This is a genomic window from Geitlerinema sp. PCC 7407 (genome assembly GCF_000317045.1).
Lineage (GTDB): Bacteria > Cyanobacteriota > Cyanobacteriia > PCC-7407 > PCC-7407 > PCC-7407.
On record NC_019703.1, the window covers coordinates 144,331 to 157,691 of the forward strand.

Consider the following 13,361-nt stretch of genomic DNA (forward strand, 5'->3'; position numbering starts at 1 on the left):
GCGCAGAACGGCCACCCCGCCGAGGGCTCCCGAGCCGCCCTGAAACCCAGCGGTAATTTTGGACACCCGCTCTGCCGAGGCCTCTACCTTTCTACCGATAGGCAAGGCCCCAGGATTCGTGAATAATCACCAATAAATCAGCCGACGAAAAATCGCCCTAATTGATCAAAAACGCCTGTTTGTCCCCTCAGCGGTTCGTCCACCCAATCTTTTCACAGGTATCCTATGGACCCCTCCTCCATCTCCGAGGCCAAAGTCCCCGACTCGGGCCAAACCGAAGTTCTCGACGTCCGAACGGGCGCAGCTCTGCCCACCAGCCAGACCCCCGACACCGAGGGCGTTGACGAGTTTGAGTTTCTCTTTACTCGCTCTATCGAATTTCGCCAAGAAACCCTCTACTTCATCGTCGTCGATCGCTTCAATGATGGTGATCCAGACAACAGTGCAGGCCCCAACGGAGACCTCTACGACCCCGATCGCCAGGACTGGGGCAAGTACTGGGGCGGCGACATCCAGGGCATCATCGACAAACTCGACTACCTCAAGGGCATGGGCGTCACGGCCATTTGGCTCACCCCCCTCTTCGAGCAAGTCGAAAAACTCTTTTATGAAAAGCAGGCCGCCATCCACGGCTATTGGACCAAAGACTTTAAGCGTATAAACCCCCGATATATTGCCTCCGACGACAATCCCTCTCTATTCCAAACGCAAGAGACCGTTTTCGATCGCCTGATCGCCGAGCTTCACAAGCGCGGCATGAAGCTGATCTTGGACATCGTCTGCAACCACAGCAGCCCCGACACTGGCGGCATCAAAGGCCGCCTTTTCGATGACGGAGTCCTCATCGCGGACTTCAACAACGACGCCAACCACTGGTACCACCACTACGGCGAAGTCACCGACTGGGACGACGAGTGGCAGGTGCAAAACTGCGAATTGGCCGGTCTAGCCAGCTTCAACGAAAACAACTCTGACTATCGCAACTACATCAAGTCGGCCATCAAGCTGTGGCTGGATCGGGGCGTCGATGCCCTGCGCGTTGACACCGTCAAGCACATGCCGATCTGGTTTTGGCAGGAGTTCAACGCGGATATCCAGGCCCACAAGCCCGATGTCTTCATCTTCGGCGAATGGATCTACAGCAGCCCCAGCGACGATCGCTCGGTGGAGTTCGCCAACAAGTCCGGCATGACCATCCTCGATTTTGGGCTGTGTATGGCCATCCGCCATGCCCTAGGGCTCTACCACGAGGGCGGCTTTCACCTGATCCAAGAGATCTTTGATCAAGACCACCGCTACCGCGCGGCGACGGAACTGGTGACCTTTATCGACAACCACGATATGCACCGCTTCCAGACCCTCAATCCGGATCTGGATGTCTTGCGGCTGGCGACGGTGCTGATCATGACGGCGCGGGGAATTCCGTGCATCTATTACGGCACGGAGCAGGGTCTCCACGACGACACCAACGGTGACCAAAATCCCTACGGCAATAACGACCCCTACAATCGCCCGATGATGGAGCAGTGGGACACCAATGCAGTGCTCTATCGGGATGTGCGCCTGCTGTCGGGGCTGCGCCGCCTTAACCCGGCGGTGTCCATGGGCAGCCTGTGGCAAAAATATCTCACGCCGGATATCTACTGCTATGTGCGGCGCTACCGAGATTCTCGCTGCTTTGTGGCGATGAATCGGGGGGAAGGCGCGACCCTGGAGACGGTGGAGACGGATCTGCCTGATGGTGAGCACACCTGTGTGCTGACGCGCCGGAAGCTGGAGGTAGTCGAAGGCCGCCTGAACAATCTAGAGCTGGCGCCCAAGGAAGTTTTGGTCCTGAGTCACGTGGGCGAGCGCGTCAAAGGGAAGGTGATCGTGCGGGTGCAGCTCGACGGCCTGGCGACGCAGCTGGGAGAGACGATCGTGGTGACGGGGGACTGTCCGGAGCTAGGCAACTGGGACATCGCAAAGGCGTACCCGCTGGAGTACATCAACTCCAATTTGTGGTTTGGCGAGATTCCCTTTGAGGAGAGCGCTGGTAAGCCGATTTTGTTTAAGTATGCGATGTGGCGCGAGGGGCGATCGCCGGTCCGCGAGAACCTGGTGGCTCGCCGCTGGATCGTAGCGGAGGAGGGGATTATTCAGTGGCGAGATACCTGGAGCGCCTAGGCCTGGGCATCTAGAAGCCTAGAAGCCTAGAACACGAAAAGCGAGCCGGAAACGGCTCGCTTTTTGGCACCAGGCAAAAGGTGAAGGGCTGGGCAGGGAGAATTATCGGGCGGTGGTGTAGAGGGTTTGGAGCTGGGTGCGATAGTTTTGGGTGCTGAGGGGGGCAACGCGCTGGCGAGCGCGATCGCCCATTTGCTGGCGCAGGCTGGGGTTTTCGATTAGCTGCTGGAGGCGATCGCTCAGCTGGGTGACATCTCCAGGCTGAATCAAAATCCCGGTGTCGTTGGACGTAATAATTTCGCCAATGCCGCCAACGGGCGTCGTGACCACAGGCAAGGCCCAGCTCATGGCTTCCAGGATGGCCATGGGCAGCCCTTCGTTGTAGGACGGCAGGACAAATACATGGGCGTGAGCCAGGAGCTGGTCGCGCTGGGCGCGGTTGATCCAGCCGGGGAAGGTGACCTGCTCACCGATGCCGAGGCGCTGGGCGAGCTGGCGGGCCTCGGCGACGGCTCCGTCTCCAGCCAGGGTCAGGGAGGTGCGATCGCGCACTTCTTCGGGCATGCGGGCAAAGGCTTCGAGCAAGTCAAAGGCGCCCTTGCGCTCTCCGATGCGTCCCAAAAACACCAGCCGCACGCGATCGCCCTTGGTTCGGTTGGGCACCGTCTCCGGCAGCTGGACCGGATTGAGCATCACCACCACCCGCGAAGCCGAAAGGCCGCAGCGCTTGACGTAGTAGTCGCGCCAGCTCTCGGACAGCACGATGAAGTAAGCACACTGCCGGAAAACCAGGCTCAGCACCCGCTGGGCCAGCCGAGGCAAATTGTCATAAAACAGATGGAACTCACAGCCGTGGGCGTGAGTGATGACCGGCTTTTGGAACAGGACCGCCAGCAAGATCAAAAGAGCCGTTCGCCAAGCGCTGCCCCGCTCCGATAGATGGATGTGAACCACATCAACTTTCTGGGCCAAGAGCAGACCGGCAAATTGCAGCAGCGCTCGGAAATAGACCTTGATGCGATGGAGCGCTGACCCCTCGTCGTGTTCGCTGATATGGCGCACGCTGACCCCGTCGTAGCACTGCTCCATGATCAGGTTTTCAACCGACGCCATGCCGCCCTGCTGCTCCAGGCTAGGGCCAAGCATCACGACGCGCTTGGGGGAGCGAGTGGTGGGCGCGATCGCCCGTCGGAGGGCATTGCAGGGGGCTTGCTGGGTGGAAACTCGCATCAGAGATGTCTTCCTTTTGCCGGGATGAATTTGCCTGGAAGCCTAGAACTAAATCGCCAGTGTACGAACCGCAGATGCCTCAAGAACAAACACCGTGAGCGGGTGGTGGGCGTGGGAGAAGGCGGGGCCTGGGAGAACCTGAGAGGTTAGCTGCCTTCCCGTGGCGATCGCTCTGCTCGTATCAATCGCTACGCAGGATTCCTGGGAGATGCCCTATCAAGCACCATACTGATCCTGAGGAGCCTTGCTCATCAGCGAGATTGCCGATTTTCTCTGCTCTTTAGCCCCAAACACGTGAATTTACGGAAAACACCTCAGGCTCCAGCCAGGAAGCGCGATTTCACCCCGAGAGAGGGCCAAACTGCAAAACCTTGGCCGTTGGCTACTGCCAGTGTATCGGTAGCAAGTAAGACTTGTTTAACGAAAGTTCATACGGATCCAGCAGGACTGAGACCATCCAGGAAATTGGGTTAAAACACGCACAATGCTGCCAATGATTCTCTTGGGGCGTCCTGAAAACGGCAGCCTCACCCGCCGCCATTGCAGCGATCGCCCCTCGCGCCGCGCTACTCACTCAAAGCGCACGTACTGATCGAGATCGCGAATCGTGGGGTCGGGGAACTCCTCGATCAGCTGCCAGAGCACCGTGTAGCTGCCGTCCACCCGACGGCTGATCGGGCGAACGGCCACCAAAACATCGCTGCTGTCGGTGTCGAGACGCAGCTCTAGGTAGCGGCGATCGCGCACCGGCAGCGGTCGACCTTCTACGATCGCCTCCGGCAGCTCGAACTGGAGCGATCGCACCAGATAGGTGTGGCCCACCACCAGCGGAATTTGACCATTTTGAAAGGTCTCGAGCGCCCTCTCGTCGCCCTTGTTGCGCAAGAAGCGCCGCTGATCGCGCTGGAGATCGGCCAAGGTTTCCGGCGGCTGGTAGCCCATGAACAGGGAGCGCAGCTCCGGTGAAAGCGCCTGGCGATCGACTTTGAGCTGGGAATCGAGGGCGTCGAGGGGCGTCTGGCCCAGGTCCGCCATGAAGCCGTAGTGCAGCCCCACCGGCGCAAACTGGAGGCGATCGCCCGCCACTTGCAGCGCCAGCAGCGGCGATCCCTCGGCGCGCTGCGGCACCAGCGGACTAAAGGGGTAGCGCTCTTCGACCGTGGGCATCAGCCGGTTGCGCAGCTGATTGGGGTCGGGCTGATAGACCGCAGCGGGCAGCAGCCGCGCGATGCCGGTGTTGGGCTGGGCCAAAAAAGCTTGGTAATAGTCCGCCTCGGGCTCGTACAAATCGTAGGTCAGCTCATCTAGAGACGTCATCATTTCCTGACGATTGGCGAAGCGGGGACTGCCCGGAAATGCCGCCTGAATTTGCTCATTCAGGGCGCGAATGCTGCGGACTTGGGTCAGCAGGCCGTCCGGTGGCGCGATCGCCGGCTGCATGGGCGGCGAGTAGTTCACCAGCGGCTTCATCGGCTGCTCGACCACCGGTGTCATCGCCATCGGCGCCGCTGGCACTCTCCCCTGGACAGGGTCAGCGGCGTCCCGCAGGTTGCCATGGCGCATCTGAGGGATGCCGGCCCGATTGACGGTCACCTCGCCACTCACCAGGGGCAGCGGCTCCACCTCGGCCACGCTCCCGAGGGCCATCACGCGCCGGTCGAGGTCAGGCCGCAGGGCCTTGAGGCGGTCTGCTGCGGCGTACAGTCCGCAGTAGGCCTGAACCTGGGGGCCGCTGGGCAGGCTGGCGCTAGCGCCAGTGGCCGGAAGACTGGGGGCTAGGTCACCGCACAGCAGATCCGGCAGGGGGTAAGCGCTGCGCAAAAAGCGATCGACAGCGCCCAAATGAAGCGTGATTTGCCCTTCGGCTGCGCGGACGCGATTGGGGTCAGGCGAGAGCAGCGCCTCTTCGATCCGGTCGATCAGGAAGCTTTGTTCTTGGACCAGGCGATAGGCCTGGGGCCAAAATTCAGTCTGGAGAACGCGATCGCCCGTTTCTTGGGCAACGACCGTCGGTACGGGATCTGCCGCGATCGCCTGTCCTCCCAAGCTTCCCAGACACACGGGGACCAGCAGAGCAGCTACGTAACGCATCATCATTGGCAACCTAGTGCGAAGAACATTCACCGCGAGCCTTGGCGGCTCTCAGCGCAATGGCTTCCAGAGCAAAGGCCTCCTAGGCCACGCCCTTGAACCCCACAGATCCAGGTTGCCCACTTTGCTCTATAAAAATTTCGTAAAGGGGCAAATCAAACCGCGATCGCTTGCCAAACTCTTCTGCGCGATCGCGGCAGCGGTCGTTTTTGCCCGATAAACTCACGCTGACCGCTGGACGTGGCTTTGGGCTCAGCTCACCATATTGCGAGGAACCCCCTCTAGAGCTTCCTCTTCGGTCTCAAAAATCTCGAACACCGAGTCCATCATCGTCACTTCAAACACCAGCTTCGCCTCTGGATGGACATTACAGATGCGAAAACTGCCCTTGACCTTGTCTGCATCCCGCATGCCCGCGACCAGCGACGTCAGTCCCGAGCTATCAATAAAATTGACCTGTCCCAGGTTCACCACAATGTGGGGGCTCAGCTTCGAGATACATTCCTGGAGCTTGAGGCGAAACTGCCACGCTGTCGTAATGTCAATCCGACCAACAGGGGTCAAAACAATGACCGTTTGACCATCGCGCGTTGTGTAGGTTTTTTGTTCCATGTGAATTACTGACCCTCTGCTCATAACTCTTGATGGTGCCGCCGCTCAAGGCTTGCTGTTGACTTCGCTGTTAACCTTGCAGCGCAAGCCATGGGCGCGATCTCGTGAGCCAACCCAATCTCTCTGGAAGGTTTAATGAATTTGCTACCTATCTTCTAACATTCAACGGAAGTCGTAGCGTGTTTTGAGACGAGTCCCCCAAGACCCCAGCACCGCTAGGAGCGCGCTGAGGCGCAAATAATTGACCCGGAAATAAAAAAATTAGCGTAATCAATCGAAGCTTACAGCAATTTCTGCGACCCGACATCCCGCGCTTTGGGTTGGGGCTTGGCCGCTCCCCCGGCCGCGAGAACGAGATCGGTTTGCCGGTGGGCGATCGCATCGACACAAGAAACCCACTGTTCATCTTTGGAAGACCGGTGAGTCAGTGAACAGTGGGTCACGGTCTGAAAAAGCCCGTGCAAAATCAGGCTAGACGTGGCTCGGCGACCAGTTGGCCCAGTCCTGGGGCTTGAGGAACGTCTCATACAGTTCGGCTTCGGGGGAGTTGGGTTCAGGCTGGTAGCAGTATTCCCAACGAACCAGGGGCGGTAACGACATCAAGATTGATTCGGTGCGCCCGTTGGTTTGGAGGCCGAAAATGGTGCCCCGGTCATAAACCAGGTTGAATTCGACGTAGCGGCCGCGGCGATAGAGCTGGAAGTTGCGCTCGCGATCGCCGTACTCCATGCCTTGACGCCGCTCGATGATCGGCGTGTAGGCCGGCAAGAAGGCGTCGCCGCACTCTTGGACGAAGGCGAAGATGTCTTCCCAGCTGCGCGTACCGATGCCGCCGACCTGATCGCTGTACTGGGCAGCGGGGCCCGTGGGGCTCGGACCGTTGTAGAGCTTGCCGCTGGCATCTTGGTAATCAAAGAAGATGCCGCCAACGCCCCGGGTTTCGCCGCGGTGCTTGAGGTAAAAGTATTCGTCGCACCACCGCTTGAAGACGGGGTAGTACTCGGCGTGGTGAGCGTCGCAGGCTGCCTTGAAGGTGCGGTGGAAGTGGGCCGCGTCTTCGGCGAAGGGGTAGTAGGGGGTGAGGTCTGCGCCGCCGCCGAACCACCACACGGGGCCAGCCTCAAAGTAGCGATAGTTGAGGTGGACGGTGGGGATGTAGGGGTTGCGGGGGTGCAGCACCATGGAGGTGCCGGTGGCGTAGAAGCCGTGCCCCTGGGCTTCGGGGCGCTGAGACAGGATGGAGGGAGGCAGGGTGTTGCCCCAGACTTCGGAGAAGTTGACGCCGCCTTGCTCGAGGATGCGCCCGTTTTGGAGGACGCGCGATCGCCCGCCACCCCCGTCTTCCCGCTCCCAGGAGTCTTCGCGGAAGGTGGCGCCGCCTTCGAGGGCTTCGAGGCCTTGGCAAATCTTGTCCTGGAGCGATCGCATAAACTGGCTGACCCGCTCCCGAGAGTCGGAGGGAGGCAGCGTGTTAGTGGTGGATACCTGGGGGGTCGAGGACGTTGTCATATTCCCGTTGCAATCAACTCAAAAACGCTTTTGAAAGGCGAAATCAAAAAATGAACAGCACCCGCTGCGCCAGTTAGTCAAATGGTTTGACAAAATCCAGAGACCCAAATCTTCGAGAAGGAAGGGGGCACTGGGGCTGGAGAGGGGGTTCCGGAGATGCTGCGGTTCAAATGCTTTGAGGATCGCAGTCTGTTCGGAGTGCTGAGCTGTTTAGCGTGCGATCGCTACCACGTTGGTGTTTCTATCTTGAGCCCCGCCCGTTCGCGGTTCACGCTGGCGTGATGGAGCGAGGCTGAGCCGCAGATGATGACCTGAGCCATGGCCAATCTTATCAAAAAGTCGTTCGGGAAAAACGCGCTCTTGGTGCATAGGCAAGCGCGCTTTGAGGCGAAGTGCAGGGCTGCCTCGGAAAACAAAAAATGCATAAAGAAATGTAACGCGATCTCCGTCGCTAAAATAGAAAACTTAAGCCCAAAAATTGGGCTTTTTTCGGGCGCGTAAAAATCCGTCGCCAGGACCTTAAGGTCTCGATCAATTTGAAATAAACCCTCGGTCAAAAGACCGATATTGATAGGGTTAGGCAAAACTTTTGACAGTCGGGCGATCGCCTAGGGCAGACGCAATCGGTTTTGGTTGCTTGCTGCCAATTTAGAGAGAAAATGCTGTGTCCCAGCGAGCTGATTTGCGTCGATAGGGAGGGTGACCTTGAGCGAATTTTCTTCGGAGTTTGTCCAATCCGGCGATCGCGGAATGCGAGGGTCTCTGGCCAAAACCTATCACATCATCAGTACGGCCTCGGTCGAAGACCTGTGGCAAAAAATCGTTGACCTGGCGGATGTGTCCTGGCATCCGCTGCTGGTAAAAACAAACGTGCCCCGGGGCCTAGTCGTCAAGCCCGGCCTGATTTACCAAGCCGTCACGCGCTTTTTGCTGCCGGTGCGCATCTTTGTTGAGGGGGTGCGGCCCATGGAAATGATGAGCATCCGCATCCTGGCGATCCTGGGCATCGAAGAGCGGGTGATCTACCGGATCGAATCTACCCTCGACGGGACGCGCGTTTCCTACTCGGTGGCCCTCAAGGGCTGGCTCGCTCCTCTGGTGTGGTCGGTGCTGCGCCACTACGCAGCGCGCGTGGCCGCGCAGCTGGCCCAGGCCGCCGAGCAAGAGAAGCAGGACGGGCCGAAACCCCATCCCCGCGAGGAGTTTCCGTTTTAGGGACGGCGGGGCTGCGCCCAGAACCTGCGATCGCCCCCGTCCACGGCAGGAAGCTCGGCGGTAAGATCGAGCAGGATTCTCCAAACTGAACCCCACGCGCGCCCAGTCAAAGACAGCCGCTACTCCCGGCCCGCGTTCACTTGCCCGCTGCACAATCAATCATCAACTCATGTCTGAAAGCCTAACCCCGTCCGCCGTTCTAGAGGTTTTGCGTCCTGTGCAGGACCCCGAGCTGCGCAAAAGCTTGGTCGAGCTCAACATGATCCGCAATGTCCAGACCAACAACGGACAGGTGCGCTTTACCCTCGTCCTGACCACGCCCTCCTGCCCCCTGCGGGAGTTCATCGTCGAGGACTGCAAAAAAGCCGTGCAGCAGCTTCCCGGCGTCGTGGATGTGGCGGTAGAAGTGACAGCCGAAACGCCCCAGCAAAAAGCCTTGCCCGATCGCCAAGGCATCGACGGCATCAAAAACATCATCGCTGTCTCCAGCGGCAAAGGGGGCGTCGGTAAAAGCACCGTCGCCGTCAACCTGGCCGTTGCTCTGGCCAAAGCGGGCTCCAAAGTCGGCCTGATCGACGCCGACATCTACGGCCCCAACGCGCCCACCATGCTGGGCCTGACAGAGGCCCAGGTGAGCGTGCAAAAAAGCGATCAGGGCGACATCCTGCAACCGGTGTTCAATCACGGCGTCAAGCTCGTGTCCATGGGCTTCTTGATCGATCCCGATCAGCCCGTTATTTGGCGAGGCCCCATGCTCAACGGCATCATTCGCCAGTTTCTCTACCAGGTGGCCTGGGGCGAGCTGGACTATCTGATCGTGGACCTGCCCCCAGGAACTGGGGATGCTCAGTTGACCCTGGCTCAGGCCGTGCCCATGGCCGGTGCCGTGATCGTGACCACGCCCCAGACCGTCGCCCTGATCGACTCTCGGCGAGGCCTGAAGATGTTCCAGCAGATGGGCGTGCCGGTCCTGGGCATCGTAGAAAACATGAGCTACTTTATCCCGCCCGATATGCCGGAGAAGCAGTACGACATCTTCGGGTCGGGGGGTGGCCAAAAGACCTCCGAAGAACTGGGGATTCCCCTGCTGGGCTGTGTGCCCCTAGAGATGTCGCTGCGCCAAGGGGGCGATCGCGGGGTGCCCATCGTGCTGGCCGACCCAGAATCTGCCTCCGCCAAAGCCCTGACCCAGATCGCCCAGCAAGTCGCCGCAAAAGTTTCGGTCGCCGCTCTGACCTGACCGTAAAGCCTGACAAGAAGGCTGGAAACACGCAGGGTTTCTCGGCCTTCGGGGTGATCAGCCGTCCTTCTCTCTCTAGGAGCCTATGTTACAAAAGTCGTTTTGGCGAATCCGCTGGCAGTCACTCATCCAGCCCTGGCAAGAAATGGACTGGCTGCTCTTGGCGCTGCCGGTTGGATTGACCATCTTGGGGGGCGTCACGATTCGCAGCGTTGAGATGAACATGGGCCTCACCGACTGGTGGCAGCACTGGCTGGTGGGTGGTATTGGCCTAGTGCTGGCCCTGGGCATCGCGCGATCGCGCTACGAAAACCTGCTGCAGTGGCAGTGGATCATCTACGGTGCCACCATTGTCTCGCTGCTGGCCGTCAAATTCTTGGGGGTGACAGCGCTGGGTGCCCAGCGCTGGATCACCATCGGGGGATTCAACGTGCAGCCCTCAGAGTTTGCCAAGATTGGCGTCATCATTACCCTGGCGGCCCTGCTGCACAACCAATCCGCAACGCTCCCGTCCATTGGCCGGACCCTGCTGATTACGGGGGTGCCTTGGGCCTTGGTCTTTGTGCAGCCGGACTTGGGAACCTCGCTAGTCTTTGGCGCGGTTACCATTGGCATGCTCTACTGGGCCAATACCAACCCTGGCTGGCTGCTGTTGATGATCTCGCCGATCATCTCGGCCATTTTGTTTAGCGTCCTGCTGCCGGGATGGTTTGTCTGGGTTGCCCTGATGACCATTATTGGTTGGCGAACCTTGCCCTGGGCTCGGCTGGGGGCCTTCGGTGCTCTGGTGGTCAACTTGCTCTCAGGGATCCTGGGTAAGGTGCTGTGGAATATCCTCCACGATTACCAAAAAGACCGAATCATCCTCTTTTTGGATCCGGATAAGGACCCGCTGGGGGGTGGCTATCACCTGATTCAGTCGCGCATTGCCATCGGGGCTGGGGAGCTATGGGGCCGCGGCCTGGGCCACGGGACTCAAACCCAGCTGGACTTTATCCCGGAGCAGCACACGGACTTCATTTTCTCGGCGATCGGCGAAGAGCTGGGCTTTGTGGGTGCGGTGGTGGTCCTGCTGGTGTTTTGGCTGATCTGCTTCCGGCTGGTGATCATTGCCCAAAATGCCAAGGACAATTTTGGATCGCTGCTGGCGATCGGCGTTTTGTCGATGCTGGTCTTCCAGGTGGTCGTTAATATTGGCATGACCATTGGTTTGGCGCCGGTCACCGGCATTCCGCTGCCGTGGCTGAGCTACGGCCGATCGGCCATGCTGAAGAACTTTATCGCCTTGGGCATTGTGGAGTCGGTGGCCAACCACCGCCAGCGCCTGAAGTTCTAACTGCTCCAGGGTGGCGGAGCCCTGAAGGAAAATCAAATCCCCCTTGGACAAAAAATCCCCGAGAAAGACTTTTCTCGGGGATTTTGGTGAGTTTGAGTGGTTGGAGTTTGATTAGTTGCTCAGCGACGGGGCGCGATCGCTCGCGACGGCCAGATTCACGACAGCAGGGGTAGTGGGGACCGCAGCAGAGGGGCCAGGAGCGGCAGGGCCGCCGGAGGTCGTGGCCGCAGCGCCCGCAGGTGCTTCGCCGACGCCCCGAGCCACTTCAACACCGTTTTCTTGCAGGATGACTTGTGGGGTTTTGCCAGCCATTTCGATGCGCTTGACCAAGACAGTGCCGCCCGCAATGCGCTGCCCAGGGGCGACGTAGCGGCTCGAAGCCTCGTTGGGGGCCTGAATGATGGCGCGGGGACTGGTGCTGCTGAAGTCGATGACGCCGAGGACGGCAACGCTATCGGCGATCGCCGTTGAGGGGCGCGGCGGCAAGGCCGCGATCGCTGGAGGCTTGGCGGTGGTGCCACCGCCGGGACTTGCAGAGCCTGCTGTGTCGGTGGAGCCAGAACCAGGCTTTGTGGCCGATCCAGCGGTACCGGGTCGGCCTGCTTGGCCGCCGCTGGTGCGCCCCTGCGTGCCCCCGGCGCTGGCGGTGCGTCCTCCCGTGGCAGTGCTTCCCCCCGTGGCGGTGCGCTGACCTGCAATGTTGGGAATGCGGGCAGGTACACCCGCTGGAGCAGCCAAACGCCGTCCTGGCTGGCTGCCCCCGGTGCTTTGGGACTGGGCCGGTGTGCCCGCAGCGCCCCCGCCAGCGGCGGTCGGTTCACGCTCGATCACCGGCGTCACGGAAATGGTACGGAAGGGATCCGCGCGCCCTGCGCTCGCCTGCAGCTGGCGAACGCGCTCTCCCGAGTTGGTTGGCTGAATCAGAGCAGTGCTGCCCGCGGCCGGGGGCACGGTGGGATTGGCAAAAGACGGGGTGGCCGGTGGGGCGGCCGGGGAAGCTGGAGCGCTAGGAGACGGCTGAGGTGCGATCGCTTCCTCCTCCGGTTCTCCCGAGCCGCAAGCGGCCAGCAACAGCATCGTGCCCACAAACAGAGAGAGTCGTCGCAGCATAGTGGTGTTGCCCCAGTGGATGCAAAAAAGCCCGATTTTAATTTAGACAGAAAAATTATTCGACACAATGCGTCAAAGGGATCATTCAGACGCCTCAGGGTCTGGTGCCAAAAACGCAAGTGAACTGGCCTGTAGCGGGGGCCAAAACTGTGAAGTGAATGGGATGCAGCCTGAGAGGGGAAGGGCGATCGCCCTTGATCTGCGCCGCGTGAGGACGCTGTTTCCCGAGCCAAACAGGCCCGAGCCCCAAGAAATCAAGAAACCTTAACTTCATCATATCTTGCCCCCGTTTGGTCCTGCCAAAGTCCGCAGAGCGACTGGCCAAGGGCGATCGCCTCAAGGGGCTCAAGGCTGATGCGAAGAGGGCTCTTCGTCTTCGGTGCCTTTGGTGGTGTGCTTGTGGGTCAAAAAATTTTTCATGGCTACTTGGCGATTGGCCATGAAGCGGCTCCAGAAGCCCGGCAAAATGCCGTCCATGGTTTTGGCAATGGACCACACTTCAATGGCCATCAGCTTGTAGAAGGCCCGATCGGACTCTTGGAGGGCGGTGATCCACCGATCGAATTCTTGGTTCAGCCGCTGCTCGTTGAGGTTTTGGACCTCTTCCTCGGCCCACGGTGGGCGAGAGGTGGACTGCTCAGTCGCGGGATTTTCAGGAGGAGAAGACATGAACGCTCCGGGCGGGTGATGGAGAGGGGCGGGCGATCGCCCAAACGAGGCGCTAGTGACAAATGCGCCGACACGCCATCTCTCTGGTTCTAGGATGCCCTGCTCATCGCCAGATTGTGCTGTCCGGGAGAGGGGTTTTTGCTGCGCACCCTGGCTGAATCGTTCTTAACCAGGCGATCGCCC

Annotated in this window: 11 protein-coding genes; 4 read left to right on the top strand and 7 right to left on the bottom strand. The window is 59.8% G+C overall.

Annotation, left to right across the window (positions count from 1 at the left end; translation table 11 throughout):
* The first annotated feature begins 225 nt into the window (after positions 1 to 225).
* A complete protein-coding gene (locus GEI7407_RS00680; protein ID WP_015170205.1) occupies positions 226 to 2,166 on the top strand; it encodes an alpha-amylase family glycosyl hydrolase in 1,941 nt (646 codons plus the stop codon).
* A 102-nt stretch (positions 2,167 to 2,268) separates the two neighbouring features.
* On the opposite strand, the gene GEI7407_RS00685 is transcribed toward GEI7407_RS00680, so the two are convergent.
* The 5 genes from GEI7407_RS00685 to GEI7407_RS00705 form a co-directional block, all read right to left on the bottom strand.
* Positions 2,269 to 3,396 carry a glycosyltransferase family 4 protein gene (locus GEI7407_RS00685; protein ID WP_015170206.1) on the bottom strand — a complete coding sequence of 376 codons (1,128 nt, stop codon included), beginning with the start codon at positions 3,394 to 3,396 and terminating at the stop codon, positions 2,269 to 2,271.
* Between the two features lie 570 nt (positions 3,397 to 3,966).
* The gene (locus GEI7407_RS21265) at positions 3,967 to 5,493 is read right to left on the bottom strand and encodes a hypothetical protein (RefSeq protein WP_015170207.1); all 1,527 of its coding nucleotides are present in this window, start codon (positions 5,491 to 5,493) and stop codon (positions 3,967 to 3,969) included.
* A 246-nt stretch (positions 5,494 to 5,739) separates the two neighbouring features.
* Complete coding sequence (locus tag GEI7407_RS00695; RefSeq protein ID WP_015170208.1) at positions 5,740 to 6,099, bottom strand: STAS domain-containing protein; 360 nt, start codon at positions 6,097 to 6,099, stop codon at positions 5,740 to 5,742.
* 471 nt (positions 6,100 to 6,570) lie between these two features.
* Positions 6,571 to 7,608 carry an oxygen-dependent coproporphyrinogen oxidase gene (gene hemF, locus GEI7407_RS00700; protein WP_015170209.1) on the bottom strand — a complete coding sequence of 346 codons (1,038 nt, stop codon included), beginning with the start codon at positions 7,606 to 7,608 and terminating at the stop codon, positions 6,571 to 6,573.
* A gap of 224 nt (positions 7,609 to 7,832) precedes the next feature.
* Positions 7,833 to 8,192, bottom strand: coding sequence for a hypothetical protein (locus tag GEI7407_RS00705; protein ID WP_041268220.1), 360 nt, complete (start codon positions 8,190 to 8,192; stop codon positions 7,833 to 7,835).
* 121 nt (positions 8,193 to 8,313) lie between these two features.
* Here GEI7407_RS00705 and GEI7407_RS00710 point away from each other — a divergent pair, with 121 nt between their 5' ends.
* The 3 genes from GEI7407_RS00710 to rodA all read left to right on the top strand — a co-directional run bounded on the left by GEI7407_RS00710 (position 8,314) and on the right by rodA (position 11,399).
* The gene (locus tag GEI7407_RS00710; protein ID WP_015170210.1) at positions 8,314 to 8,823 is read left to right on the top strand and encodes a hypothetical protein; all 510 of its coding nucleotides are present in this window, start codon (positions 8,314 to 8,316) and stop codon (positions 8,821 to 8,823) included.
* A gap of 169 nt (positions 8,824 to 8,992) precedes the next feature.
* Complete coding sequence (locus GEI7407_RS00715; protein WP_015170211.1) at positions 8,993 to 10,063, top strand: Mrp/NBP35 family ATP-binding protein; 1,071 nt, start codon at positions 8,993 to 8,995, stop codon at positions 10,061 to 10,063.
* Between the two features lie 85 nt (positions 10,064 to 10,148).
* On the top strand, positions 10,149 to 11,399 hold the full coding sequence (rodA, locus tag GEI7407_RS00720; RefSeq protein ID WP_015170212.1) for a rod shape-determining protein RodA: 1,251 nt from the start codon (positions 10,149 to 10,151) through the stop codon (positions 11,397 to 11,399).
* Between the two features lie 111 nt (positions 11,400 to 11,510).
* On the opposite strand, the gene GEI7407_RS00725 is transcribed toward rodA, so the two are convergent.
* Both GEI7407_RS00725 and GEI7407_RS00730 read right to left on the bottom strand, forming a co-directional pair.
* Positions 11,511 to 12,509, bottom strand: coding sequence for a hypothetical protein (locus tag GEI7407_RS00725; RefSeq protein ID WP_015170213.1), 999 nt, complete (start codon positions 12,507 to 12,509; stop codon positions 11,511 to 11,513).
* A gap of 345 nt (positions 12,510 to 12,854) precedes the next feature.
* Positions 12,855 to 13,178 (bottom strand): hypothetical protein, encoded by a 324-nt coding sequence (locus GEI7407_RS00730; protein ID WP_015170214.1) that lies wholly within the window; start codon positions 13,176 to 13,178, stop codon positions 12,855 to 12,857.
* Positions 13,179 to 13,361: the final 183 nt, after the last annotated feature.